We start from the raw sequence: 24788 nt of genomic DNA on the forward strand, positions 1-24788 counted from the left end.
CGGCTCTGAGCTGCGCCGGCGCGCGCATGCGGGCACACGCGTGCAGCGTGTGCGGCGCCTGCGCGTCCTTGCGCGGGCTGAAACAGAGGAGGGTGCGGCGCTGTTGCCCGGGGTCGTCCAACCCCTCGCGGTCGGGCGTCAGCTCACCGGACAGATGGCGCTGGACATGCGGCCGAGGTCGACGTGGCGCCGACTCACCAAGGCAATTCCAGTTCCAGACATGACGGAAGCGTGTCACGGCTCTTTAGACCGAGTCCACCATCATCCATATTCCGGACAGGGATGTCTCGCATGTCGAGACGATGTGATGTGGGTCATGGTGTGGAAGCGGCCGCGCCGGGCCAGGGCCCCGGCGCCGGAGCGTCCGCCTCCTCGGTCACCTTGGTGTCGAACAGGGTGAACCCCCGCCGCAGGTAGTTCCCCATGGCGTGCTCGCCGTCCCGGGTGCAGGTGTGCAGCCAGACCCGCTTGGTCGGCGGCAGCCCCGGCCACCGCTCGGCGAGGTCCCAGGCACGGGCCGTCCCGTACGACAGCAGGTGCCCGCCGATGCGCCGCCCCCGGAACGCCGGGATCAGCCCGAAGTACGCGATCTCCACGACCCCGTCGTCCTGCGGCTCCATCTCCACATAGCCGGCGGGCGTACCCCGGTCGTAGGCGACCCAGCTCTCCACGCCCGGCCGGCCCAGGTGCTCCTGCCATTGCTCGTACGACCACGACAGCCGGTCGATCCAGCGGATGTCACCGCCGACGGAGGCGTACAGGAAGCGGCTGAACTCGGGGGAGGGGACCTCGGCGCGCACGATACGGACGTCGTCGCCCTCGGGTGCGGCGGCGGGAAGCAGATCGCTCGGCGAGGTCTGCTCCAGGGACCAGGTGGTGACGGGGCTGCTGCTCATGGCCCCAGGGAATCACGGGGCCCGGCCCGCCTCCAAGGCCGGGCCGGGTCGCCCTGTCGGGCCGGTCGCCCTAGTCCAGCGCGCCGTCGACGTCCGACAGCTTCACCGCGTAGAGCACGCGCTCCGGGATGGGGTCGGTGAGCGTCCACACCTCGCCGGTCTCCGGTGAGTAGGACAGGGAGGCGGTGTGCCGTCCCCAGCAGGCGTACGAGCGGAGGTCGGACTTCTGGTCGGCCTTGTCCGGCGCGCACCTGGCGGCCTCGGAGCCGTCCTCGTCCTGCCGCCAGAGCGTGCCGTGCCGGTCGGACTCCTCGGCGGCCTGGTCGACGTACCAGTTCCCCTTGTGGGCGAGGACCCCCCGGACACCGGTGGCCCCCGTCTCGTACGCCTCGGTGGCGACGGCGGCGCTCTCGCGGCCGGTGGTGGTGAGCAGGCCGGTGCGGTCGGCGGTGATGTCGAGGGCGTAGCGCCAGACGCGGGCGGGTTCATCGCGGCCGGGCCGGAACCGCTCGTTCGCGACGACCGTGGGTGGTGTCGACGTCCGGTCGAGGGAGAGCGAGCCGAAGCAGGGCACCGAGTCGTTGTCGCGCGCGTCGCAGCCGCGGCCCGCCGGTGGACTGTAGGCGGCGACAGCGGGCAGCGCGTACCGGTAGTGGTGGGCCGACCAGCCGTCGCCCACCCTGCCGATCGCGTCGCTGTCGGTCACGTCGGCGCGGAGGAAGCGGGCCAGGTCGAACACGTACAGGGAGTCGTCCCGCTGTCCGCGGCTCTGCGGGCCCCGCGCGGTGACGATCAGCTTGTCCTCGTACCAGGCCATGCCGCCGAGCCGGGAACGCAGGCCCTCGAAGCCCTGTCCGCCGGTGGTCGGCACGACCAGCAGGACCCATCGGTACCTGAGGTTCGCGGGGTCACTGGCGTCGACGAAGGCGACCCGGGCGAGCCCTTCGTCGTCGACGGCGCCGACGTCGGTGCCGTCCGCACCGGTATTACCTGCGCCCGTGTGGTCCGCACCCGTGGTGCCGGCCTTCGTCGAGTCGGCGCCGGGCGTGCCGCTCCCGACGTCGCTGTGCGTCCAGCCGGCCGCGATGACCCGGTTGTTCCGGGACGTGGTGACCGAGCCGGGGACCCACCTGTCGTTGACCGCGTCGCCCGGCTCCCAGCAGTACGCCCGCGACGTCACCGGCTCGACGGGCAGATTGTCCTTCTCGGTGCTGAAACAGTCGCCCTCGTTGCGCATCGCGTGGTTCGCGCTGCGCAGTACCTCGTCGACGCCGACCCCGCCACCCATCTCGCGGGCCAGGGTGTTCAGCCCGGTGCTGTCGGTGAGGGTCTCCCTCAGCTGCAGCCTGCCCAGCTCGGCGGCCGAGGTGATGGAAGAGAGCGCGCCCGGTGTCTCACCGCCTGCCGCCTGCGATGTACTGATCAGCGTCGCCGCCGCCGTGAGGGCCAGCGCGGTCCCCGCCAGGGACGCGCGCAGCACACGTCCCCTTCTGCGTCGACGGTGCCTGCCGCGGTGCTGCATAAAACCTCCCGGGGACGGCCAACTGCCTACCAAGACCAAGATCTTGACGGAGAGGCAGGTGGGGCGGCCTGGCAGCGATGCTACGGCAGTGGGACACGTGTCACACCGAGGTCCCGAGAAATGCAGGGAGATCCCTCACCCCGAGGCCATGATCCGTTCACCGGGACGGGGGTCGAACGTGTTCGGCATGGGCTCAGGGGCCCGGCTCGGCCCTCTCGTGTCCCGAAGATCCTTCGCCCGGGAACCGGTCACCCGCAGTGGTGCCCCGTGCCCGTACCACCCCCGGCGCCACCGAGTGCGGGAACAGGTCCAACGGGGTTTCGGGGAGGAGGACTTCGACGTCGGCCCGTTCGGTGAACCGGTACGGGCGGTGGTCGAGGAAGGTACCGAGATAGCGGCGTACGCGGGACATCTCGGCGCGGACGGTGACGGTGCGGGCGGGGTCGCCGAACATGTCGTCGGCGAGGGCGGAGGCGCTGCGCCCGCCGCGGTGGAGGGCGAGCAGGTACAGGAGTTCGGCGTGGCGGGGGGTGAGCTCATGGGTCCAGGAGCCCGCGCAGCCGACGACGGTGACGGTCCAGCGGCGTGGGTGGGAGACGTCGAGGGTGATGTGCGTGGCGGTCGGGGCGGGCGCGGCGTCCGCGGTGGGGCGTATCAGCCATCCGGCGGGCAGCGGGTCGACGGTGCACAGGCCGAGCGCGGGGAACCAGCAGCAGCCGGGGGACAGGGACTTGGGGAGGGCCACCCGGCTGGTGTACGGCATGCCGGTCACGGCGGCGGTCCAGCCGTCCGGGTCGACGGCGACCGCGCGGCCGCCGATACGGGCCAGGACCGGGGCCGCCACCGCGCGCAGCTGTTCGAGCGAGGTCAGGTGCAGGTCCCGTAGACGGGCCTCGGCGAGTTTGGCGACCGAGTCGACCAGGGCGAGGGTGGAGGGATGCAGGGTCTCCAGGGGGCCGCTGATGTCCACCGCGCCGAGCAGCCGGCCGTCGCGCGGGTCGGTGATGGGGGCGCCGGTGCAGGTCCAGGGGTGCAGGGCGCGGACGAAGTGCTCGGCGGAGAAGACCTGCACGGCGCGGCGGGAGACGAGGGGCGTACCGACGCCGTTCGTGCCGACCGTCTCCTCGCGCCAGTCCGCGCCGATCCCGAGGCCGTGCCCGTCGGCCTTGCGGAGCACGGCCGTACTGCCCTCGCGCCACAGCACCCGGGCGTCGGCGTCCGCGACCATCATGATGTGCTGCGTGGTGTCCGCGAGGGAGAGCAGCCCCTCGCGGAGCACCGGCAGGACGTGGCGGAGCCGTGAGGTCCGGCGGCGGCGCTCGACCTCGTCGCGGCCGAGGAGGTCGGACCGGAAGTCGTGGTCGGGGTCGATGCCGCTGTGCGCCATGCGGCCCCAGGACTCGCGGATCGCGGGGCGCGGGGCGGGTTTCGAGGGCCGGCCGTCGAGGACGGAGGCGCGTGCCTCGCCGAGAACCCGGGCCGCTCGGGCGGCGTCCGTGGCGGTGAGCCGCGCGACTTCCATCGGCGAGTGCGGCACTCGTTCCTCCCCGGCAGGCCGCTCGCTCCTCGGCCCCTGGTGGCCGTGGCAGCCGGGTCTGCGCGACGGCGTTGACTGCGGGTTCACAGTCTGCCGCTCTTCGGCCACGGAGGGACACACTCCGGGCACAGAGCGCAGACGAGTTGCAACCCCCTGCAACCCTGGCGAACCGCCGCACGCTCCTTGAAACTTGTTCAACGTCGCCCTGTGCGGCGTGTGCGCTCCGCTCAGAAGGGGCCCGAGAAGCGGGGGTGGTGCCGTGTCGGCGCAGCACCACCCCCGCGTCGGACCACCCGAAAGAGGGCACGTGGCCCGGGCGGAACTCAGCTGACCGGACGCGCCCGTTCCACCACCGACGCCAGGTCCAGCGTGTGGGGCAGTGTGCCGAAGGCCGTGCCCCGGTCGCCGCCCAGCCGGGAGGCGCAGAACGCGTCGGCGACCGCCGGGGGCGCATACCGCACGAGGAGCGCCCCTTGCAGGACGAGGGCGAGTCGCTCCACGAGCCGGCGCGCGCGGGCCTCGATGCCGTCCAGATCGGCGAGTTCGGTCAGCAGGTCCTTGATCGCGCCGTCGAGCCGGTGGTCTCCGCCCCGGGCCCGGCCCACCTCCCGCAAGTAGGCGTCCAAAGCCTGCGGTTCGCGCCGCAGTGCGCGCAGCACGTCGAGTGCCTGCACGTTTCCGGCCCCCTCCCAGAGGGAGTTGAGCGGGGACTCGCGCAACAGGCGGGGCATGCCGGACTCCTCGACATAACCGTTGCCGCCGAGGCACTCGGCGGCCTCCACCACGAGCGGGGCGCAGCGCTTGGTCACCCAGTACTTGGCGACCGGCACCGCCAGCCGCAAGAACGAGCGTTCGTTCTCGTTGCCCGCCTCCGCCGCGTCGTACGCCGAGGCCACACGCAGCGCGAGCGTCGTCGCCGCCTCCGACTCCAGCGCGAGATCCGCGAGGACGTTGCGCATCAGCGGCTTGTCGATCAGCCGCCCGCCGAACGCCTCCCGGTACGAGCAGTGGTGCACCGCCTGCGCCACCGCCTGCCGCATCAGCGAGGCCGCGCCCAGCGCGCAGTCCAGCCGGGTGGCCGCCACCATCCCGATGATCGTGCGCACCCCCCGCCCCTCGTCCCCGACCCGGCGCGCCCACGTTCCGTCGAACTCGACCTCGGCGGAGGCGTTCGACCGATTGCCCAGCTTCTCCTTCAGCCGCTGGATGCGGAACACGTTCCGCGACCCGTCGGCCAGCACCCGGGGCACCAGGAAACAGGTCAGTCCGCCCGGAGCCTGCGCCAGCACCAGGAACCCGTCCGACATCGGCGCCGAGCAGAACCACTTGTGGCCGGTCAGCTCGTACGTTCCGTCCTCGGCCAGCGGCCGCGCCGCGGTGGTGTTGGCGCGTACGTCGCTGCCCCCCTGCTTCTCGGTCATGCCCATCCCGAAGAGGGCGCCGGCCTTCTGGTCGGCGGGCCGCAGGTCCCAGTCGTAGAGCGTGGACGTCAGCCGAGGTTCCCACTCGGCGGCGAGCGCCGGGTCCGTGCGCAGGGCGGGTACCGCCGCGTGGGTCATGGACAGCGGGCAGCCGTTGCCGGCCTCGACCTGGGTCCAGACGACGAACGCGGCGGCTCGCCGCACATGCCCGCCGGGCCGTGTCCAGGCCGCCGTCAGCCCCGCCGAGACCCCCTTGCCGAGCAGTCGGTGCCACGACGGATGGAACTCCACCTCGTCCACCCGGTGCCCGTACCGGTCGTACGCCCGTAGCTTCGGCGGATTCTCGTTCGCCAGCCGCCCCCACTCCTGCACCTGCGCGGAGCCCGCCGCACGCCCGAACCCCGTCAGTTCGTCCCGGGCCTCGTCCAGCAGCTCCGGCGCCAGATGCCGGTCGACCGCCTCCGTCAGGACCTGGTCGGCGGCGAAGACGTCGTAGTCCACCAGGGGCGGAGCCTGATTGGTCACTTCATGGGTGCGGGCTGCCATGACAGGAACCTACCCGTCGGCATCGCATCGTCACGGCGACGCTCACCGGTGTCCGGCGGGGAGGAGCCCGACGGGCCGGTGTCTCGCGGGCAGGAGTCCGGCGCCGGACCGGAGCGGGCCGGCGCCCGACTCACGGAGGCCGGCTCAGACGGGCGCCGCCAGCTCGCCCGTCCCCAGTTCCCCCGTTCCGAACTCCTCCTCCGGGTCCAGTACGGCCTCCCCGTACTGTTCCAGCGGCCAGCCCGGCCGGTAGACGGTGTCGAGATAGCGCTCCCCGAGGTCCGGGGAGATCGCCACCGCCGTGGTGTCGGGCGAGCCGTTGCGGGCCAGCCACTCGCCGGCGCCGCTGACGACCGTGCCGGTGGAGCCCCCGAAGAGGAAGCCGCGCCGGGCCATGCGGTGGCAGGCCCGTACGGTGTCGATCTCCTCCACCCGGACGACGTCGTCCACATAGGACGCGTCGAGCAGCGCCGGGGTCACGCTCGTGCCGAGCCCCGGGATCATCCGGCGGCCCGGCGCCCCGCCGAACGCGACCGAACCGACGCTGTCCACGGCGACGATCCGCACCCGGCGCCGCCGCTCCCAGAACCACTGGGCGCAGCCCATCAGCGTCCCCGAGGTGCCGACCCCCACGAACAGCACGTCCAGACGCGGGAACTGCCGGGCGATGGCGGGCGCGGTGGTGCGGTAGTGCGCCTGCCAGTTCGCCTGATTGGTGTACTGGTCGAGCCACACGTACCGCTGGTCGGTGGCGCACAGCGCACGGACGTACGCGATCCGGGCGCCGAGGAAACCCCCGTGCGGGTCCGGCTCGGAGATGACGTGGACCCGGCTGCCCAGCGCCTCGATCATGCGCCGGGTCTGTGGATTGCACCGGGAATCGGTCACGCACAGAAACCGGTAACCCCGGCTCGCCGCGATCATGCTCAGCGCGACGCCCAGATTGCCGGACGACGACTCGACGAGCGTCGAGCCCGGCCCGATACGTCCTTCCCGTTCGGCGGCCCGCACCATCTCGGACGCGGCCTTGACCTTGATCGAGCCGGCGAAGTTGAATCCCTCGCACTTCAGGAAGAGCCCGTGTCCGACGACCTGGCGCAGATCGACGTACAGCTCCTCCTCGTTGAAGTCCGTGGGAACGGATATGACTGGCACTGCGGCCCCCCTGGTTGTGCAATGTCGTACTCGCTGTGCCCGGCCGCTCAGCCGTGGCGGCGCAGCTCGTGGAAGAAGTCGTCCACGACCCGTAGTCCGCCGGAGCGGACCACCTGCTCGTGAACATGACCGCCGACCGCGAGGTCGAGGACCCCGAGGCCGAAGGGCGAGAAGATCACCGGCCGGTCCGCCGGCACGGTCGCCCGGCCGGTGAGGACGGAGTGGAGCGTCCCGTCGAGGAAGTCCCGTGCGCCGGTGAGCTGTTCGGTCAGGTGCGGTGAGGTGTCGGCCTTGAGGCAGTGCTCGACGTCGTCGACGAAGTTCGCCGACGCGAGCAGCACCTCGGGCGCGAGATCGCGCAGCGACACGTGCAGCACCAGCGGGTTGTGGGCGAACCACTTCGGTTCACGGATGTGCGGCTCGCCCGCGATCGTGGCGAGGACCACCAGGTCGCTCGCCCGGATCACGTCCTCGGCGCTGTCGTACATGCTCACCCGCCCGTCCGCGCCGGACCGCTCCAGGTACCCCCGGAACCCCGTCGCGCTGTCCGCGGACAGGTCGTGCACCCCCACCTCCTCGAACGCGAAGCCGGTCGCCGCGAGGAACGTGTGGATGTACCGGGCGATCAGGCCCGTGCCGAGGAAGCCGACCCGCGTCGGGCGCGGCGCCCCCCGGCGCGCGTCGCTCAGCCGGTCGGCCGCCAGCGCCGCCGACGCGGCCGTCCGGGTGGCGCTGATGATGGAGGCCTCCAGGCATGCGAACGGATAGCCGGTGGCGTGGTCGTTGAGGATCAGTACGGCGGAGGCGCGCGGCAGCCCGCTCGCCGTGTTCTCCGGGAAGCTGGAGACCCATTTCAATCCGTCCACCTGGAACTTCCCGCCCAGTGAGGCGGGCAGCGCGATGATCCGCGAGGACGGGCGGTCGGGGAAGCGGAGGAAGTACGACGGCGGATTGACCGTGTCGCCCGTGTCCCCGTCCCCGTGCAACAGGTAGGCGGACTCGACCAGTTCGACGATCTCCCGTTCCCGGCCCCGCAGGGCCTGCTGCACCTGGGCGCCGGAGATCACGGCGAAACCCGGAACCTCGGTCATCGGAAGCTCACCTCGTCCTTCGAGCCGGAGTCGTGCGTGTCGGAGTGCTGTGTGCCCGGCCGCTGTGTGTCGCAGGGCCGTGTGCCGGAGTGCTGCGTGCCGCAGTCGGTCGGCCGTACCGGGTCCGCCAGGCCCACCAGCACCTCGCGCGGTCCCTCGAAGGGCTCACGGCTGTGGGCGCAGCGGATGTTGTCGACGAGAAGCAGGTCACCGGGCCGCCACGGTTCGCGGACGGTGTGCGCCTCGTAGACCTCGTTGAGCGTCTCGACGACATCGGCGCCGATCGGATCGCCGTCGCCGTAGCGGGTGTTGAAGGGCAGCCCGTCGGCCCCGTACATGTCCACCAGGTACTCGCGCACCTCGGCGTCCATGGTCCATTCGTTGAGGAACGCGATCTGGTTGAACCAGCAGCGGCGGCCGGTCACCGGATGCCGCAGGACGGCGGCGCGCCGCTGCCGGGTGTGCAGGGACCCGTCGGGCTGCCAGGCGAACTCGATGGAGTGGGCCCGGCAGTAGGCCTCGACGACGTGCCGGTCGTCGGTGCCGAACGCCTCGGCGATCGACGCGCCGATCTCGTCGTTGTACGAGCGGGTGAGCAGCCAGCCGTCCCGCTCGAACCGCTTGGTCAGCTCCGTCGGCAGCGCCGCCAGTACGGCCTCCGCGTCGGCGACGCCGGTCGCCCCGCCCCGCCCGGCGGCTTCCAGGCAGGCGAACAGCATCAGGCCGGGGAACTCCCGTGTGTAGCTCAACTCGTGGTGCATGCACATCGGTTGGGTCGACGGCCAGGCCGTCGAGGAGTACACCCCGTCCGGGTACGTCCGCCGGGGCGCGAAGGCCTCCTTCTCGATCATCAGTGTGTCGGTCAACCCGCGGAAGACCGCGCCGACCTCGGCCGCGTCCCGCAGCCCGAGACCGCGTACGAGGACCGAGCCGTGCTCGGCGACGGCGGCACGCAGGGCGTCCCGCCGCTCGGCCGCCCACAGGGGGGCGGGTTCGGCGGGGGAGACGGCGAGGAGCGGCGGCCTGCCGGGCGATGTCTCGATGCCCGGCGGGAGAAGGGGAGTCGAGTTCGACGGGGGCATCGCCCCGTCCTTTCGACGGCGCCCGGCGGATCGGCGGCGGTTCAGGAAGCCCACGACGGCCTCCCCACGGTGCCGGCGGTGTGCGCGACGGCCCTCGTGTCGATCAGCCCGGCCAGCTCGGACAGGACCGGGTGCCCGGTCACGTCCTTGGGGGACACCGCCCGCTCCAGGGCGATCGCGAGCTTCACCGCCGACAGCGAGGTGCCACCCCGGTCGAAGAAGTGGTCGCGCCGGCCGATGCCGGCCCGCGGCACACCGAGCACCTCGGCCCACGCGGCAGCCAGCCGCTCCTCGGTCGGCGTCGCCGGCGGTTCGCCCGACGTGCCCTCCATCGCGTCGAGTTCCTCGGCCAGCGCCGTCAGCGTCCGCCGGTCGATCTTGCCGTTGCCGGTCAGCGGCAGGCTCTCGCGCCAGTGGAACACCGACGGCACCATGTACGCCGGCAGTGAGTCCGCCAGCCGGCCCCGCAGATCCTCGGCCGCGAGCGGCCGGCCGGAGTGGAAGGCCACCAGCCGCGCGCCCCTGGCGACGACCACCGCGCCGTCCCGCACCCCCGCCACCTTGAGCAGTGCGTTCTCCACCTCGCCGATCTCGATACGGAAGCCGCGCACCTTGACCTGGGTGTCCCGGCGGCCGAGGAACTCCAGCTTGGCGTCGGGCCGCCAGCGCCCGTGGTCCCCGCTGCGGTAGAGCCGCTCGCCGGGCCGGTACGGGTCGGTGGTGAAGGCCCGTGCGGTGCGTTCGGGGTCGTTGACGTAGCCCCGCCCGACACACACCCCGGAGAAGACGATCTCCCCCGGAGCGCCCAGCGGCACGAGGGAGAGGTGTTCGTCGACGACGTACACACGGACGTTGCGGACCGGACGGCCCAGGGGCACCCGGCCCCCCTCCGGAGCCCGGTCCATCACCTCGTGGTTGGTGTCGTCCGAGGTCTCCGTCAGCCCGTAGGCGTTGACCAGGGGTATCCCCGGCTCGCTTGCGAACCAGCGCTCCGCCAGCTCCTGCTTCAACGCTTCCCCGGTGACCGACACCCGGCGCAGCGCGGGCAGTTCCCGGGGGTGCTGCTCCAGATGCGCGAGAACCGCTTCGAGGTACGACGGCACGACCTGGACCACGTTCGCCCGGCCGTCGGCGATCCGGTCGACGAACCGTCCGACGTCCAGGATCACCTCCTGCTCCACCAGGAGGGTCCGACCACCGGCCAGGGGGCCGGCCAGCAGCTGCCACAGGGAGATGTCGAAGCACTGGGGCGCGGTCTGCGCGACGACGTCCCCCTCGCCGATGCCGAGGTCGTCGAGCTTGGCGTGGAGATGGTTGAGCATCCCGGCGTGCTCGCACATCGCGCCCTTGGGCTCGCCCGTGGAACCGGACGTGAAGTAGATGTACGCGAGCCGGTCCGGCGTGATCTCCATACCGAGGTCGGAGTCCGGGTGGGCCTCGTCGTACGCGTCCTCGACGAGCAGCCGCTGCACCCCGGGCAGCGCGGACAGGGCCCGGTCCAGTGCGGCCGTGCTGCCCCGCTCGGTGAGCACCAGCTCGCAGCCGGCGCGGGCGAGCGTGGTGGCGACGCGTTCGGCGGGGAAGTGCGGCTCGACGGGCAGATAGGCGCCGCCCGCCTTGAACACCGCGAGGACGGCCGCCATCCAGTCGAGGTTCCGCTCGGTCACCACCGCGACGACGCCCTCGTGACCGAGTCCCCGGACCAGCAGTGCCCGACTGAGCTGGTTGGCACGGGAGTTGAGTTCGCGGTACGTCCAGCGCCGGTCGCCGTGGACGGCCGCGACCGCGTCCGGGTGCGCCACGACGCGCTGCTCGAACAGCTCGTGCACCCGGCGGTCGGGAAGTTCGCGGTGCGGTCCTGCCAACCCGTCGAGCTGGAACCGGAGTTCGTCGTCCGACACCAGACTTCGTCGTCCGTGCTCGGCGTCCGGCTCGGCGGCCAGCAGGGTGAGGGCGGTGACGTGGTACCCGGCGATCCGGGCCGCGCCGTCCTCGTCGAGCACGTCCGTGCGGTACCGCAGCCGCAGCGCCGGACCGTCGTCGCGGTGCACCAGTCCCACCCGCAGGACCACGTCCTCGTCAAGGTCGCCGTCGCCGCCGCTCGTGTCGAGCACCGTCTCGAACGGCGGCTCGCTGAGGCCGAGTTCGTGCCGCAGGGCGTCCACCGGGTAGCCGGCGTGCGTCAGCAGCTCCGTGGTGACCCGGTGGGTGTGCCCCAGCAGCGCGCGCCAGGTGTCGCCGGGCGCGGTGGTGAGCCGGCACGGCAGTGTGCGGCCGTCCTCCAGCCAGCCGGTGGTGACCTCGCCCTCGCCCGACAGCGCGGCGAGTACCTTCGCATGGGCGGCGAGCAGCGCGGCCGTTCCGTCCGAAGCGGTCAACAACCGCTCTGGTAGAGCCACTTCGTAGGCGGCGACCCCCTTCGCCGGATCGGCGCTCCACCGTGGGACCACGGTCCGCCCTCCGGCGGTGAGCACCTCGTGCCAGTACTTCCGGGCAGCGTCGCCCGACTCCGACAGATCCATCTCTTTCCCCCGATTCACCGTGATCCGGTGGTCTCCGTCGCCGGGTTCCCGCCCCAGCGCGCGTGCGGCGGCACCTCCTCGCCCTTCATCAGGAAGGAGTCGGCCGCGAGCGCGGCCCCCTCGCCCAGCACCACGCCGTAGTGGACGAACGCCTGGACCTCCAGCGTGCTGCCGGCGCCGATCGTGACGTGGTCGGACTTGAAGGTGCCGTCCTCCTGCGAATGTGCCTGGATCTTGCTGCCGGCCGCGAGCGTGCAGTCGTCCCCGACGGCCGTCAGCGTCCGCTCGGTGATGAACACCCCGTCGTCGAAGACCCGGCGCCCGATCCGCACCCCCAGCAGCCGCCAGACGAGGCTCTTGTACGGCGTGCCGTTGAGTACCTCCAGGTGTTTGTCCGGCAGTTTCCACAGCCGCTCCTGCCGCCAGAAGACGGGGTCGTAGATGGAGCACAACCGTGGCCGCAGCGGCCGGAAGCGGGTCAGGGACCGTTCCACGAGCGTGTAGTAGAGGACGGTGAACACCAGCGCAGCCAGGGGCAGCGCGGCGAGCGCGAGCAGTCCCGTGATGCCGTCCCCGCGCCCGTACAGGTCGAAGGCCGTGAAGCCGAGCAGGGTGAGCGCGAAGGTGTGCAGCCAGCGCAGGAACAGGAACAGTCCCATCGAGCGCAGGTTGAAGCGGTTCTTCGCGGCGAGCCGCCGGTGCAGTTCCTCGCCTTCGCGCAGATGGTCGAAGCGGCTGTCGCGCTCCACCGAGCGGGGGATCTCGAAGGGCGGCGAGCCGAGCAGCCCGACCCCTTCGCGGATCTCGCCGTCGAGCGGGACCAGGACCTTGGTGGCCAGCAGGCAGTTCTCGCCGGTGCGGCCGCCGACCGGGTAGGCGATTTGGTTGCCCAGGAAGTTGTGCCCGCCGATCGCCGTCCGGGACACCCGGAACGACGTGGCGGAGTAGTCCGCGTTCATGACCGACAGCCCGTCCGCGACCATCGTGCCGCTGCCGACCTTCACCAGGTACGGCGTCTCGTGCTGCACCGCGGTGCCGAAGTTGGACCCGGTCTGGTCGACGCGCGAGAGGTCGTACCCGAGGGCCTTGAGGCAGGGGACGATGTACGAACTGTCGCCGCACAGCCAGGTGAAGAACCCGAGGTTGGTCAGGCGGGCGATCGCGCGGTGCACCGAGTAGTGGAAGCCGTACAGCGGATAGGTGCGGTCCGGCTTCACCAGCGGGCGCAGCAGCCGCGGTACGACGAACACGACGACGGCCCCCACGACGATCGAGCCGCCGAACAGCGCGAGCGACAGGGCCATCGCCTCGACGTGGAAGCGCGCCGTGGAAAGGTGCTGCGACGCCGGGTCGAGCAGGGTGTCCAGCTCGGGCGCGGCGGTGAGCAGCAGATAGGCGCCGCCGACGGTCAGCGGTATGTACAGCAGCAGGGTCTGGAGCAGGGCGGCGAGCCCGTATCCGGCCCGCCGGAGTGTGCCGCACGGGAGCGGGGCGACCCGGATGTGGTCCACGTCCGTGCGTCGGGCCGGTGAGCCGTGCCAGCTCTCCGCGGCGGGGACCGACTCGTCGGCGCGCAGGGCGGAGGAGTGACCGAGCTGGGAACCGTCGCCGATGGCGGTGCCGATGTCGAGGACGGTGTGCTCGCCGACGAAGACGTCCCGGCCGAGGGTCACGGGGCCGGTGCGGATGCGTCCGCCGCGTGCCCGGTAGCAGAGGAAGGAGGAGTCCTTGCGGATGACCGTGCCCGCACCGATCGTCAGCAGGTCGGTGCAGACCGGGACGGTGCGGCTGAGGATTGTGACGCCCGGTCCGATGCGGGCGCCGAGGGCCCGCAGGTACAGCACGTACAGCGGGTTGCCGACGAACAGGATCATCGGGCTGGTGTGCAGCAGCGACTTGACGATCCAGAACCGCAGATACGCCGGGCCCCACACGGGGAACTCCACGGGCTGCCACCGCCCGATCAGCAGCCATTTGGCGGCGACCGGCAGGGTGCACAGGGCGAGGAGGGCGAGCGCGCCGAAGACGGCCGACCGCAGGTAGATCTCGGCGATCCCCGAGGCTTCCGCCACCCACTCGTACCCCTGTACGTATCCAGAGGTGGCGAGCAGGCAGTAGCCGACGAAGAGGAGCAACTGCAGCGCTCCGCACAGGGTGTAGCGGAACGTGTTGCCCGGGGGCACGGGCCCGGCGGGCACCGGCGGGGCGGCCGGCGACGCCGGCGCCTCGGTCAGCGCGGCGGCGAGGCTGCGGACCGTCGGGTGGCCGTAGACGTCCCGAATGGACACCGACGGCAGATCGGGGTGCTTCCTGACGCGGGCGCAGAAATGTGCCATCGTCAGCGAGTTGGCACCGAGGTCGTCGAAGAAATTGCTTTCTATGGGCACATGTTCGACTCGTGCGACGCCGGCCAGAACTTCGGCCAGAAGTCGCTCGATGGCGGTGTACGATTCCGCCGCGTCCGGTTCGGCCGCCTGGACCTCGCCCGGATTTTCCACCACGTGTCGTGGCGCTGGCAATGTCATTGAATTTCTCCGCGACAGGTATTGCGATGGAAGGCGCCCGGGGGTGAACGGGACGGCGCGCGGAATGACAGTAGGAGAGGGGATGGAAAGCGGTGACGCGTGTGGCGGAATGGATCAGGCCTGTTCGGAGCCTGGACGAATCCCTCGGGGTGTGCTGTGCCGGCACCTTGGACGGGTGGGTTCAGCGGAATGCAATCCGGATTCTTTCGGCACATTCGGGAACGGGTCAAGGGAGGTTGGGCGATTGACGCTTTCCCGCCCCTTTGTCGATCCCCTCCGGTCTGTCGGACCCGGGCCCGTACGCCGCCTCAGCGGGGAACTTTCCAAAGAGACGGTACAAACACACCCGAACGTTCCGCTTCCAGCCACTCAATGATTCGGCCAGCAAGTTCATGACAGAAAAGGCGATTCGGAATCACCTTTGGTTTCTGCTGGGTTTCCCTTTGTTTGCTGCCCCGTGACGCGACCGGAGGGAAGCGTGCGCCGCACGCGGACCATGTCGCGGCCGACGGCACCGGGAGGTGAGGGCGGCACGCGCAGGCGGATACCTTTAGGGCGTGCAGCCAGCAAGTCAGTCACCCCCACCGTCGGAGAGCCCCCATGGGCGTCTCCACCGCGCGCGTGCCCTCTACCGGGACGTGTCCAAGCGCAGGACCGCCTGGCTGCTGCTGAAGGACACCGTCAACTCCTGCATCGAGTACCGCATCCTGGGCCTCGCGGCCGAGGCGGCGTTCTTCTCGCTGCTCTCCGTGCCGCCGCTGCTGCTCAGCATGATCGGCCTGCTCGGCTACGTCGACGACTGGACCGGCGCGGACACCATCGCCAGCCTGGAGCTCAACCTCCTGGAGGCCTCGCGCACCGTCCTGTCCGAGAAGGGCGTCGCGCAGATCGCGCAGCCGATCCTGGACGACGTGATGAAGGGCGGTCGCCCCGACGTCATCTCCATAGGCTTCCTGTTCGCCCTGTGGTCCGGGTCCCGCGCGGTGAACGTCTTCATCGACACCATCACCGTCATGTACGGCCTCGACGGCGTCCGCGGCATCGTCAAGACCCGTCTCATGGCGTTCCTGCTCTTCATCGTGGCTCTGCTGATCGGCTCGATCGCCCTGCCGCTGATGGTTGCCGGGCCCGACGCCGTCGTCCGGATGGTCCCGTGGTCGACGACCGTCGTGCAGGTCCTCTACTGGCCCGTCGTGATCGTGCTGTCCATCGTCTTCCTGACGACGCTGTACCACGTGTCAGTCCCGGTCCGCTCCCCCTGGGTCGAGGACGTACCGGGTTCCCTCGTGGCCCTCGGCATGTGGGTCCTGGGCAGCTTCCTGCTCCGCATCTACCTCACCAGCACGGTCGAGGGAGCGACGATCTACGGCTCCCTCGCCGCCGCGGTCGCCGTCCTCCTCTGGATCGGCGTGGGCGCCTTCGCCGTCCTCGTCGGCGCCGCCGTCAACGCGGCCATCGACCGTGTCTGGCCCGCCGCGGCCACCGCCGCGGCCCGCGCCGCCAACGAGCGCCTTCGCGAGGAACAGGCCGCCGAGTACGTCGCCCGCGCCGCCGCCGCCCGCTCCCACGACCCCGAAGACCCCGACATGCCCTCCGAGTTCCCGGAACGCTGGTCCCGCTTCCTGCCGCCGGAGGACGTGACGTCGAGGCTGCGGTCGCCGGTGAAGAAGGGGGAGGACTGACACGCTCCTCGTCCTGCAGGACGAGGATTCTGGCCTTCCTCGGCTGGTTGCTGTGCCGCTGCGCGGCACGGTTTCCGGTGGGGAATCCGTGGCTTCCTGTTTCTTCGCGCTGTGCCGGGATTGCTCCTGGTCGTACCGGCGCTCCGCAGGCTGATGCCGCCAGTCCGGCGGCCGTTTTCACGTTGATCGCGGCGTTGGTGTCCCGGTCGTGGACGGTGCCGCAGGCGGTGCAGGTCGATTCCCGTACGTTCAGGGGTTTGGGGGCCCGTCCACAGTGCCGCAGGTGGAGCAGGTCTGGGAGGTCTGGGAGGTCTGGAAGGCGGGGTGAACCGGCCGATCTTCACCGGAGTGCGCCCGTATCGGGCGGCCTTGTACTTCAGCATGCCGATGAACGATGACCATCCGGCGTCGTGCACGCGTCGCGCAGGGACTGCTGGAGGACGACCGCGGAGACCTCACCCAGCCAGGACCGCTCCGGCGTCCGTTGTGCCTCGATGATCAGCTTCCGGGACAGCTGACCGGCCGTCGGGAACGGCTGCCCGGCTGCGCGGGCGTCCTCGCGGATACGCGCGGCGTCGTTGAACACGACGCGGGCGGACCCGAACGCCCTGGCCGGCGCGGCCTGCTGAGCGGCGTCGGGGTACAGCCTGAAGGCGTACCGGAGCTGCATGACGATCACACTAGGTACATCGAACCCACGTCGTCATCGGGAACGTGTGGGCGACCCGTCACCGTCAGGAAGGAAGCAGGGCCCGGCACCGCCGGAGCGCTACCGTGGCAGTCCGTGTCGCGGCACGAGAATCGCCTCATCCCCGACCTGAAGGCCGAAACACCGCGAATGATTCCGGGAGCCGTGTCCTGCCACGGCACGGAGGAGCGATGTCCCGTTCCTGCCGCTGGGCACCGGCGGGCTTCTGAGAGGCGCGGGCGAGTGGTGCACGGTGATTCGCTAGGCAACAAACAGCAGGGCGGCCCCGGAGGCGTAGCCTTTTTGGTGTGTATCTGGAAAGGGCGTCTCGGCTGGGTGGTGGGGCCGTCGTGTGGACGAACAGCCCCGGTGGCCCGGTCGGGTCCGGCTCAGGTTCCGGCTCCGGGCGGGTTCTGCCGGACGGGTGCATGGATCTGCTGTGGAGCGACGGGCGGCTGATGGTCGCAGGGCCGGACACGCGGGCGTACGTCACCGAAGGGGCTCCGAGCAGTTGGGCGGGCCTCCGGTTCTATCCGGGTACCGCGCCCGCCTTTCTCGGTGTGCCCGCGCACGAGTTGCGTGACCGGCGGGTGGAGCTGGCCGAGCTGTGGTCCCCGGCGGTCGTGCGGCGGCTCACCGCGCGGGTGAACGCGGCGGGTGATCCGGCGAGCGGGCTGGAAGAGGTGGTCCTGGAGCGGGCGGCCGAGGTGGCGCGGCCCGACCCGGTGCTGCGGCAGGTCGTCGCCGCCCTCGACGCGGGGCGGCCCGTCGCGGCGACCGCCGACGAACTCGGGCTCGGGGCACGGCAGTTGCACCGCAGGTCACTCGCCGCGTTCGGGTACGGGCCAAAGACCCTCGGGCGGGTGCTGCGGCTGCAACGGGCGCTCGCGCTAGCCCGGGACGGGGTGCCCTTCGCCGAGACGGCGGCCCGGACCGGGTACGCCGACCAGGCACATCTGGCGCGTGACGTACGGGAGTTGGCGGGGCTGCCGCTCGGCGCGCTGCTCGGCGGACGGTAGCGGGCCCTGGCGGGGTGCCGGGCTACTCGGTAGCGGGCCTGGCAGGGTGCCGGGCTACTCGGGAGCGGGCGTCGGCAGCGGTGCGAAGAGGTCGACGCCGTTGCCGTCGGGGTCGAGGACCACGGCGTACCGCTGGCCCCACACCGCGTCCCACGGCTTGAGTTCGCCGCGGTACCCGGCGTTCACCAACTCCTCGTACACCGCGTCGACTTCGGCCGGACCCTCGCACAGCAGGGCCAGTCCGGCACCACCGCCCGTTCCCGGGTGATAACCGGGGTGGAAGGAGCGGATGGTCTCCTCGGTGTCGAGCAGCAGCCGCATCCCGCCGGGCAGTGGGGCCTCTGCGTGCGGTTGGTTCTCGGCGCCCTCCGGGAAGGCGAAACCGAGTCGGCGGTAGAAGGCGACGGAGGCGGCCATGTCGGTGGTCACCATGCCGATCGCGTCGAGTCGTGGAGTCATACGGCCACCGTAGGCGGGCTGTCGTGGACCGGTCTTGAAGGAATCGGACACGGGCGCGGGCACGGGGGCGGGCGCGGATACGGGCACGGGCACCTGCGCCCGTCGTTGGTAGCCGCCGCCCGCCGCCCGCCGCCCGCCGCCCGCCGCCCGCCGCCCGCCGCCCGCCGCCCGCCGCCCGCCGCCCGTCGGTCCTCCTCCGTCATGCGATTCGCCCGGCCCTCTCCAGCTCCCATGGTGGGAAAGGGCCGTGTGGGCAAGCGCTCTCACAAGAACGGACTCTTTGGCTCACCTGTGGAACAACTGTGCGGCAGGATATGGGGCATGCACATGCCTCGTACCGCACGTGTTCTGCTGCCCCTGGCGTTGCTGCCGCTGCTGCTCACAGCCTGCGGGACCGAGAAGGTCGTGGTCGCGGGCCGCGAGCCTCTGGTGCCGGCCCCCGACCGGGCGGAGCTCCATGCTCGGGCCGAGGCGCTGGGCCTCGCGCCGGGGCTCGTCTATGTCACCGAGGCCCCCGGATTCACGCTGGCCCGGCAGTCGGTGGGTGTGTACGGCGCCGACGGTTTCTCCGCCGCGTACTGGTCCCGGAAGAACAGCGCCCAGCTCCTGCTTCTCGTCGACCGCGGCACGATGACCGCCGGGAGCTGCCCCGAGCGGCCGCTCGGCCAGGGCACCGGCGAGGCGGTCGGCTGCGAGCGCGACGGGGACGCCTGGTACCGCACCTCGGCGGGACAGCACGAGTACGCCGTGCCGGAGGACGGACACCTCGTCCGGATCAGCGCCGCCACGGCCGCGGTGGACCGAGACACCCTGCGGGCCGCCGCCCTCGCCGCGCGCCGCCCCACCGACGCCGAACTCGCCGTTCTCCTCCCGCCCCGCCACCATGACAAGCCCCCGCCCCCGCCCGACGGCATGCCGATCGAACGCGGTGACCTGCCCCCGGTGGGCGACGGAGCACCGAACAACGAGGTGGGCACGTCGGGCTGAGCCCCCGCGTCGCAGCACTTGGAGCGGTCCCACGGGCGCTCCCGCCCCCGGAGCACGAACTCACGGCATGAACTGCTGCGGGGCGGATCGCCTGAACGATCCGCCCCGAGGGCATACGCGACCGACGATCAGGACGTGCCGCCCGGCTGCTGCGGGCCGAACGCCGTCATGAAGCGGTCGCGGAACTTGTCCATCCGCCACACCGGAGTGTTGTCGGCGGGCTTGAGACCGTCCGTCCAACCCCAGTCGGAGATCTTCTCCAGCACCTCGGGGTCCTGGGCGACGATCGAGACCGGCACGTCATGGCTGGGGTTGTCGCCGGTGACCGTCTTGTTGGGCTGGTGGTCGCCGAGGAAGATCAGGACGGTGTCCTTGGAGCCGTACTTGGCGACGTAGTCGACGAGACTTGTCACCGAGTACTGGATCGACTTGCGGTACTCGTCCCGCACGGCCAAGGGATCCTTCCAGACCTCCGTGGGGTCCTTGCCCTCGGCCTTCTGCAGCGAGTGGTAGATCGACCCGTCGCCGACCTGGTCCTCGGGAATCGTGCTCGGGATCGGCGCCCACGGGTTGTGGCTGGAGGTCAGGATGATCTCCGCCATCATCGGCTCGCGGTCCTTCTTGCCGTGCTCCAGCTCCTCGAAGGCCTTCAGCGTGTACTGGTCGGGCATGGTGGACCAGCTGAACTTCGGTCCCTTGTAGCCGAGTTGGTCGGAGTCGTAGATGTGGTCCAGGCCGAAGTACTTGCCTTCCGGCCAGGCCATCTGGGTGCCCGGAACGATGCCGACCGTGCGCCAGGCGCCGGTGCGGCGGAACGCCTCGGTCAGGGTGAGACGGTCGCTCGCGACGAGGTGGGAGTAACGCGACTGGTTCTTGATCCACAGACCCGACAGGAACGTGGAGTGCCCCAGCCAGCTGCCGGCGCCCGTGATGGGGGAGCGCAGCCAGCCGCTCTGCGACGCGTACCCGGCGTCCTTCAATGCCTGCGTCTTCTCCGAGAGCGTCTCGCTGAGTGGCTCACCCATCCGCGGGTCGTCGATCGCGGAGCGGCCGTAGCTCTCGATGAACGTGATCAGTACGTCCTTGCCGCGCAGCCCCGTCAGCAGTTGGTCGGGCGGCACGTCCGCGAAGGCGTCCACCGCCGACTGCTTGCGGAACGCCTCCCCGTCCTTCAGTCCGTCGCCCACCGACTCGATCCGGTTCTCCACGAGCGTCGCCGCGCTGTGCGAGGCCACCGGTACGTCGGACACCTCCAGCGTCAGTGTCGAGCAGGTGATCCACGCGGTCCCCAGGACGAGCAGCGTACGGCTCGCCGTGTGCCGGTGGCGCGCCATCAGCCGGCTGATCCGCACGACCGCCAGCGTCATCAGCACCGGCAACGCCAGCGCCAGCACGATCACCCCGACCGTCGCGGCCTGCGCGGCCGCGCCGCCGAGCGAGTCCTTCATGAACGACTGCGCGTCGTCCAGCAGGATCCAGTCCAGCACCAGGTCGAACGGGCGGTCCAGGGTCCAGTACGACCCCATGTCCAGCACCTTGACGATCGTCAGCAGCCCGAGCAGCACCCCGACCACCACCACCGCCACGCGCCGCGCCTTCGCCGGCAGCACGAGCAGGAGTCCCGCCACGAGGATCCCTTCGGCCGGGATCCGCAGGAAACGTCCGAACCCGATGTCGGTGACATCGTTCGGCACGAGCAGCGCGAACATGACGAGTGCGACGGCCAGCCCACTCACGGTCCAGGCGACGGCCCGCGCGGCCCGGGGGTGCTCGACACGCCAGCCGGACGGTGCGGCCGGGGGTTCGGGGGAAGGCTCGCCAGGGGGTTGCTCGCCTGCGGTCGGCCCCGATGCAGGTGTCAATGCCGGTGCCGGTGCCGTCGTCGTCGCCGGTTGGGGTGCCGGCCCTGCGTCAGCCTCCGGCTCGGACTTGTCCTTCTGAACGGGCTTCGGCTTTGCCGCTTCGGTCTCGGCCTTGGCTTCGGTCGCTGCTTCCGGCTCTGGCTCTGGCTCTGCCGCTGCCTTCGCTCCCGCGTCCGGCGAAGTCTCTTCCGACGTCGGCTCCGGAGGGGCGGCTTCCTCAGGGGCTTCGTCGTCGTCCGGTGCCGGTGTCGGTCCCGGAAGCTGCGGAGAGCGTATGTGAGACAACCCGAAGGTCCTTCCCTGTGGAGCATGTGGAGCTCAGTGCTGGTGGAACGGAGTGGGCCGGGGACGGCGGGACCGCCGGAACACCCGGTGGGCCATTGCTATGCGTACGGTCCCACGACGCCAACCGTTCACCCGCACTCAGGGTCTTCGCAACCACTTGACCGAACCCAAACGCACCCGTCGCCCACCCGCGTCCACCTGCTCAAGCCGGGCGCAGCGCCCCCGTACTGGACCGTTCCACCAGCCGCGTCGACAACTCGGTGCGCATTCCCTCCGGTTGGTCGCCCTCCATCATCCGCACCAACAGCCGGAGCGCGGTCTGGGCCATCTCCGAGAGCGGCTGGCGGATGGTGGTCAGGCCGGGAGTCGCCCAGCGGGCCTCGGGAAGGTCGTCGAAGCCGACCACACTGATGTCGTCCGGCACCCGCAGCCCCCGCTCGGCCAGCGCCTCGTACACCCCGAGGGCCATCTTGTCCGAGCAGACGAACACAGCGGTCGGAGGTTCGGGGAGGTCGAGCAGTTGGAGCATACGGTGGCGGGCGGTGGTCTCCATGAAGTTGCCGTAACGGACGTACTCCGGCCGGTACGGGATACTCGCGGCCGTCAGCGCCGAGCGGTAGCCCGCCACCCGGTCGCTGCTGCACATCTTCCGCCGGTACCCGGCGATCACCGCGATCCGCTTGTGGCCCAGGGCCAACAGGTGGTCGGTGGCGGTCATCCCGCCCTGCCAGTTGGCCGCGCCCACCGACACCACGCCGGCCGGCGGTTCCAGGACCGGGTCGATCAGCACGAACGGGATGCGGTGCTGGGTGAGCCAGGAGTACTGGGCGGGGGACAGCTCGGCCAGGTTGAACAGCACGCCCGCCGAGCCCCGTGCGGTCAGCTTGTCGAACCAGCCGCGTTCGGGGCGGGCGCCCTGGCTACGGGTCAGGCCGGCCGAGACCACGACCTCCAGGCCGGCGTCGTGGGCGGCCTGCTCGACACCGTGCAGTACCGCGCCCGACCAGGAGCTCTCCAGAGAGTGCACCACCAGGTCGACCATGCGCGGCGGCTTCGAAGCCTCGAACCGGGGTCGGCGGACATAGCCGAGCCGGTCCAGCGCCTCGGTGACCCGGCGCCTGGTCTCCGGGGCCACGTCCTCCCGGCCGTTGACCACCTTCGAGGCCGTCGGTACGGACACCCCGGCCTCGCGCGCCACCACCGCCAGCGTCGGCCCGGCCGTCGCGCTTCCGCCCCGCACCATCGCGACTCCACCTCTCAGGGCCCCGTCCCGAGGGCCGGTGTGAAATTTTCGAACAGCGTCGCCTGCACGTCGGAAGTCCGAACCGCGTAGCAAGCGCTTCCTACGGTAAGCCCAACTCAACACGGCGGGAAGAAGCAGGGATTCACAGGACCGTACTGGTCAAAACTTTCGAAACTTCGAACAAGTGGGGCTCTGTCGGGGTTGGGCCGGGGAGTGAGGTGCGGGCGGGCCTACCGAAGGCCGAGGACAGTCACAGGTTTGAGGCACAGTTTCGAGGCACAGTTTTGAGGCGCACGGCTGTGATGGGCCGGAGGCCGGGGTCAGGCGGGGACGGCATCCGCCACGGGCCGCAGGGCGGGGTGAGTACGGAGGAGTGCGGTTCTTCGATCGGGTGCGGGCCCGGTGACCGGGCCCGCACCCGCGGTACAGCCGGCCCGGAATCCCGTGCCCGCCCGTCCTCGCCCCTCATTCCACCGAGCACACCAGCCTGAACCCGCTGAAGTCCGCTGTGAACTCCGCGGCGACGAGGTCCTGCGCGTGGATGCCGGCCAACGCGCCGGTGAAGCGCAGTCGGGAGCCGTAGTCGTCGGAGAGGTGGGTGAAGTCGAGGACCGGTCCGATGGGGGTGCGTATGCCGTCGCGGAGGTACCAGAAGCGGGCCTCCGCGCCGTCGACGTTCGCTCCCAGGGTGACCGGCTGCTCCGGCTCGACCTCGACGACGGCCACTTGCCGGGCCCCGTCCTCGTCGCGTTCGAGGAGACTGAGCACGGTACGACCCTCACCCCGCCACTGCTGGCCGCGCTGTGGCTCGCCCTCGGGTTCGGCCCAGGTCAGGTCGAGGGAGAGGTAGGAGGAGGTGTTGTACCGGAAGGTCAATCCGGCGGCCTCGCCGAAGGTGCGCGGCCGGGCCTGCACGGTGACCTCCACCTCGGCCCGGTGCTCGGTGAGCCGCTGCGCCAGCAGACTCTGCTCCCACAACGACTCGGGACCTTGCCGACCCCGCAGCCGGATCCAGCCGGGCCGCGCCGCGGTGTCGGCCCAGGACGCGTCCGGCTCGCCACGCAGGCTGCTCCACGGCCAGGCCAACGTGCGCTCGTGCGCGGTGGACCCGGCCACCGACGCCGACGCGGCCGACGAGCCGTCGGCGCTCGACACGACGGACAAGATGCCGGCCGTCCGCACGGCGAACGCGTCGGCCGCCGTCGGCGCGGCGGGTGCGGCGGCGGAGGTCGCCGGGTACGCGGACGCGTCCAGGGTCACCGGCACCGCGTGTCCTGCGGTGGCCGCCGTCTGCGCCATCGGCACCCCCACCTCCACCTCCACCGCCGGATGCCAACCCCCCTGCCGCAGCCGGGGCCAGCCCTCCGCGTCCCAGATCACCGCCTGGACGGCGGTCTCCCGGCCCAGAGGGCAGCGGATGCCGTGGTCGGTGTGCAGGGGGCGGGCGATGAGATGGCTGAGGAACCACTCGCCGGTCGGTGTCTCGACCAGTTCGGCGTGCCCGGCCTTCTGCAACGGCGCCTTCGGGTCGTCCCGTGTCGTCAGCAAGGGCCGGTCGTCGAGTTCGTACGGGCCGGTCAGCGCCCGGCTGCGTGCCACCCGCACCCCGTGTTCGACACCGGTGCCGCCCTCGGCGAGGACCAGGTAGTGCCAGCCGCCGCGAACCAGGAGTTTGGGGCCCTCGATCAGCTGGTCGTGCTGGAGCAGCAGATGGGTGTCGCCGAGGGGGCGCAGGGTGGAGCGGTCCAACTCCGTCAGGACGATTCCGGCGAAGCGCCCGCCGCCCGGACGGTGGTCGCTCTGCATGTTGAGCAGCCAGAGCCGGCCCTCGTGGTGGAACAGGGCGGGGTCGAAGCCGTGGCTCGCCACGCGGCGTGGAGCGGTCCAAGCGCCGTCCACCGCCGGGGCCGTGCTGATGTACGTGTCCAGGTCGAAGTAGCGCGTGCCGACCGACCGCACGATCGTGTAGACGACCCAGAAGCGTTCGCCGTCCCAGCTCAGGGACGGGGCCCAGATGCCGCCCGAGTCGGGCAGCCCGCCCAGCGAGTCGCCCGGGGCCGCGCCGCGCACATGACCGGCGTACTCCCAGTGCGCCAGATCCCTGGACCGGTGCAAGGGAATCGTCGGGAACCACTCGAACGAACTGGTCGCCACGTAGTACCACTCGCCGACCCTGATCAGGGAGGGGTCGGGGGCGAAGCCACGGATGACCGGGTTGCGGGCCACAGTCACGCCCACGCTCGCGTTTGTGCCCATGCCCATGCCC

Annotated in this window: 18 protein-coding genes and 1 pseudogene; 3 read left to right on the plus strand and 16 right to left on the minus strand. The window is 71.2% G+C overall.

The features are described from left to right. Positions 1-138: 138 nt before the first annotated feature. The 10 genes from OG858_RS35710 to OG858_RS35755 form a co-directional block, all read right to left on the minus strand. On the minus strand, positions 139-222 hold the full coding sequence (locus tag OG858_RS35710) for a putative leader peptide (RefSeq protein ID WP_309474722.1): 84 nt from the start codon (positions 220-222) through the stop codon (positions 139-141). A gap of 92 nt (positions 223-314) precedes the next feature. Further along, a complete protein-coding gene (locus OG858_RS35715; protein WP_086749319.1) occupies positions 315-896 on the minus strand; it encodes a GNAT family N-acetyltransferase in 582 nt (193 codons plus the stop codon). A gap of 70 nt (positions 897-966) precedes the next feature. Further along, positions 967-2418, minus strand: coding sequence for a hypothetical protein (locus OG858_RS35720; protein ID WP_319317588.1), 1452 nt, complete (start codon positions 2416-2418; stop codon positions 967-969). A 193-nt stretch (positions 2419-2611) separates the two neighbouring features. Then, a complete protein-coding gene (locus tag OG858_RS35725) occupies positions 2612-3940 on the minus strand; it encodes a helix-turn-helix domain-containing protein (RefSeq protein WP_086749321.1) in 1329 nt (442 codons plus the stop codon). 338 nt (positions 3941-4278) lie between these two features. Continuing rightward, positions 4279-5922 carry an acyl-CoA dehydrogenase family protein gene (locus OG858_RS35730; protein ID WP_319064537.1) on the minus strand — a complete coding sequence of 548 codons (1644 nt, stop codon included), beginning with the start codon at positions 5920-5922 and terminating at the stop codon, positions 4279-4281. Between the two features lie 144 nt (positions 5923-6066). Continuing rightward, a complete protein-coding gene (gene sbnA, locus OG858_RS35735; protein WP_086747681.1) occupies positions 6067-7077 on the minus strand; it encodes a 2,3-diaminopropionate biosynthesis protein SbnA in 1011 nt (336 codons plus the stop codon). Between the two features lie 47 nt (positions 7078-7124). Then, positions 7125-8168, minus strand: a complete 1044-nt coding sequence (gene sbnB, locus OG858_RS35740) for a 2,3-diaminopropionate biosynthesis protein SbnB (protein ID WP_328544063.1) — start codon at positions 8166-8168, stop codon at positions 7125-7127. Then, the gene (locus OG858_RS35745; protein WP_319064538.1) at positions 8165-9250 is read right to left on the minus strand and encodes a TauD/TfdA family dioxygenase; all 1086 of its coding nucleotides are present in this window, start codon (positions 9248-9250) and stop codon (positions 8165-8167) included. The genes sbnB and OG858_RS35745 overlap by 4 nt, the downstream gene beginning before the upstream one ends. Before the next feature lie 41 nt (positions 9251-9291). Beyond that, positions 9292-11772 carry a non-ribosomal peptide synthetase gene (locus OG858_RS35750; protein ID WP_328544062.1) on the minus strand — a complete coding sequence of 827 codons (2481 nt, stop codon included), beginning with the start codon at positions 11770-11772 and terminating at the stop codon, positions 9292-9294. A 14-nt stretch (positions 11773-11786) separates the two neighbouring features. Beyond that, on the minus strand, positions 11787-14297 hold the full coding sequence (locus tag OG858_RS35755) for a Pls/PosA family non-ribosomal peptide synthetase (RefSeq protein ID WP_327745218.1): 2511 nt from the start codon (positions 14295-14297) through the stop codon (positions 11787-11789). Between the two features lie 557 nt (positions 14298-14854). On the opposite strand from OG858_RS35755, the gene OG858_RS35760 reads away from it, so the two are divergent. After that, complete coding sequence (locus OG858_RS35760) at positions 14855-15979, plus strand: YihY/virulence factor BrkB family protein (RefSeq protein ID WP_179200905.1); 1125 nt, start codon at positions 14855-14857, stop codon at positions 15977-15979. Between the two features lie 217 nt (positions 15980-16196). Here OG858_RS35760 and OG858_RS48290 read toward each other — a convergent pair. Both OG858_RS48290 and OG858_RS48295 read right to left on the minus strand, forming a co-directional pair. Beyond that, a pseudogene (locus OG858_RS48290) lies at positions 16197-16271 on the minus strand (hypothetical protein); the annotation flags it as partial. An 84-nt stretch (positions 16272-16355) separates the two neighbouring features. Further along, the gene (locus tag OG858_RS48295; RefSeq protein WP_373420796.1) at positions 16356-16649 is read right to left on the minus strand and encodes a helix-turn-helix domain-containing protein; all 294 of its coding nucleotides are present in this window, start codon (positions 16647-16649) and stop codon (positions 16356-16358) included. 326 nt (positions 16650-16975) lie between these two features. On the opposite strand from OG858_RS48295, the gene OG858_RS35770 reads away from it, so the two are divergent. Continuing rightward, positions 16976-17686 (plus strand): helix-turn-helix domain-containing protein, encoded by a 711-nt coding sequence (locus tag OG858_RS35770; RefSeq protein ID WP_086747687.1) that lies wholly within the window; start codon positions 16976-16978, stop codon positions 17684-17686. 54 nt (positions 17687-17740) lie between these two features. Here OG858_RS35770 and OG858_RS35775 read toward each other — a convergent pair whose 3' ends face one another. Further along, a complete protein-coding gene (locus OG858_RS35775) occupies positions 17741-18145 on the minus strand; it encodes a VOC family protein (RefSeq protein ID WP_086754571.1) in 405 nt (134 codons plus the stop codon). A 321-nt stretch (positions 18146-18466) separates the two neighbouring features. Between OG858_RS35775 and OG858_RS35780 the strand changes: the two genes are divergently transcribed. Then, a complete protein-coding gene (locus OG858_RS35780; protein WP_408059447.1) occupies positions 18467-19132 on the plus strand; it encodes a hypothetical protein in 666 nt (221 codons plus the stop codon). 128 nt (positions 19133-19260) lie between these two features. Here OG858_RS35780 and OG858_RS35785 read toward each other — a convergent pair whose 3' ends face one another. The 3 genes from OG858_RS35785 to OG858_RS35795 form a co-directional block, all read right to left on the minus strand. Next, positions 19261-21279: an alkaline phosphatase family protein gene (locus tag OG858_RS35785; RefSeq protein WP_327745219.1), complete on the minus strand. Its 2019-nt coding sequence runs from the start codon at positions 21277-21279 to the stop codon at positions 19261-19263. A 202-nt stretch (positions 21280-21481) separates the two neighbouring features. Next, positions 21482-22522: a LacI family DNA-binding transcriptional regulator gene (locus tag OG858_RS35790; protein ID WP_086750686.1), complete on the minus strand. Its 1041-nt coding sequence runs from the start codon at positions 22520-22522 to the stop codon at positions 21482-21484. A gap of 465 nt (positions 22523-22987) precedes the next feature. Continuing rightward, the gene (locus OG858_RS35795) at positions 22988-24754 is read right to left on the minus strand and encodes a family 43 glycosylhydrolase (RefSeq protein ID WP_328545278.1); all 1767 of its coding nucleotides are present in this window, start codon (positions 24752-24754) and stop codon (positions 22988-22990) included. Positions 24755-24788 lie beyond the last annotated feature (34 nt).

Origin of the sequence: Streptomyces europaeiscabiei, from assembly GCF_036346855.1 — a bacterium.
Taxonomy (GTDB): domain Bacteria; phylum Actinomycetota; class Actinomycetes; order Streptomycetales; family Streptomycetaceae; genus Streptomyces; species Streptomyces europaeiscabiei.

What these genes read in the sequence shown, in the direction of transcription:
- OG858_RS35750 (WP_328544062.1), bottom strand. Translation starts at nt 11,772, where the DNA reads ATGGATCTGTCGGAGTCGGGCGACGCTGCCCGGAAGTACTGGCACGAG.
- OG858_RS35730 (WP_319064537.1), bottom strand. Translation starts at nt 5,922, where the DNA reads ATGGCAGCCCGCACCCATGAAGTGACCAATCAGGCTCCGCCCCTGGTG.
- OG858_RS35755 (WP_327745218.1), bottom strand. Translation starts at nt 14,297, where the DNA reads ATGACATTGCCAGCGCCACGACACGTGGTGGAAAATCCGGGCGAGGTC.
- sbnB (WP_328544063.1), bottom strand. Translation starts at nt 8,168, where the DNA reads ATGACCGAGGTTCCGGGTTTCGCCGTGATCTCCGGCGCCCAGGTGCAG.
- OG858_RS35745 (WP_319064538.1), bottom strand. Translation starts at nt 9,250, where the DNA reads ATGCCCCCGTCGAACTCGACTCCCCTTCTCCCGCCGGGCATCGAGACA.
- OG858_RS35780 (WP_408059447.1), top strand. Translation starts at nt 18,467, where the DNA reads ATGCACATGCCTCGTACCGCACGTGTTCTGCTGCCCCTGGCGTTGCTG.
- OG858_RS35715 (WP_086749319.1), bottom strand. Translation starts at nt 896, where the DNA reads ATGAGCAGCAGCCCCGTCACCACCTGGTCCCTGGAGCAGACCTCGCCG.
- OG858_RS35725 (WP_086749321.1), bottom strand. Translation starts at nt 3,940, where the DNA reads ATGGAAGTCGCGCGGCTCACCGCCACGGACGCCGCCCGAGCGGCCCGG.
- OG858_RS35790 (WP_086750686.1), bottom strand. Translation starts at nt 22,522, where the DNA reads ATGGTGCGGGGCGGAAGCGCGACGGCCGGGCCGACGCTGGCGGTGGTG.
- OG858_RS35710 (WP_309474722.1), bottom strand. Translation starts at nt 222, where the DNA reads ATGTCTGGAACTGGAATTGCCTTGGTGAGTCGGCGCCACGTCGACCTC.
- OG858_RS35720 (WP_319317588.1), bottom strand. Translation starts at nt 2,418, where the DNA reads ATGCAGCACCGCGGCAGGCACCGTCGACGCAGAAGGGGACGTGTGCTG.
- OG858_RS35775 (WP_086754571.1), bottom strand. Translation starts at nt 18,145, where the DNA reads ATGACTCCACGACTCGACGCGATCGGCATGGTGACCACCGACATGGCC.
- OG858_RS48295 (WP_373420796.1), bottom strand. Translation starts at nt 16,649, where the DNA reads ATGCAGCTCCGGTACGCCTTCAGGCTGTACCCCGACGCCGCTCAGCAG.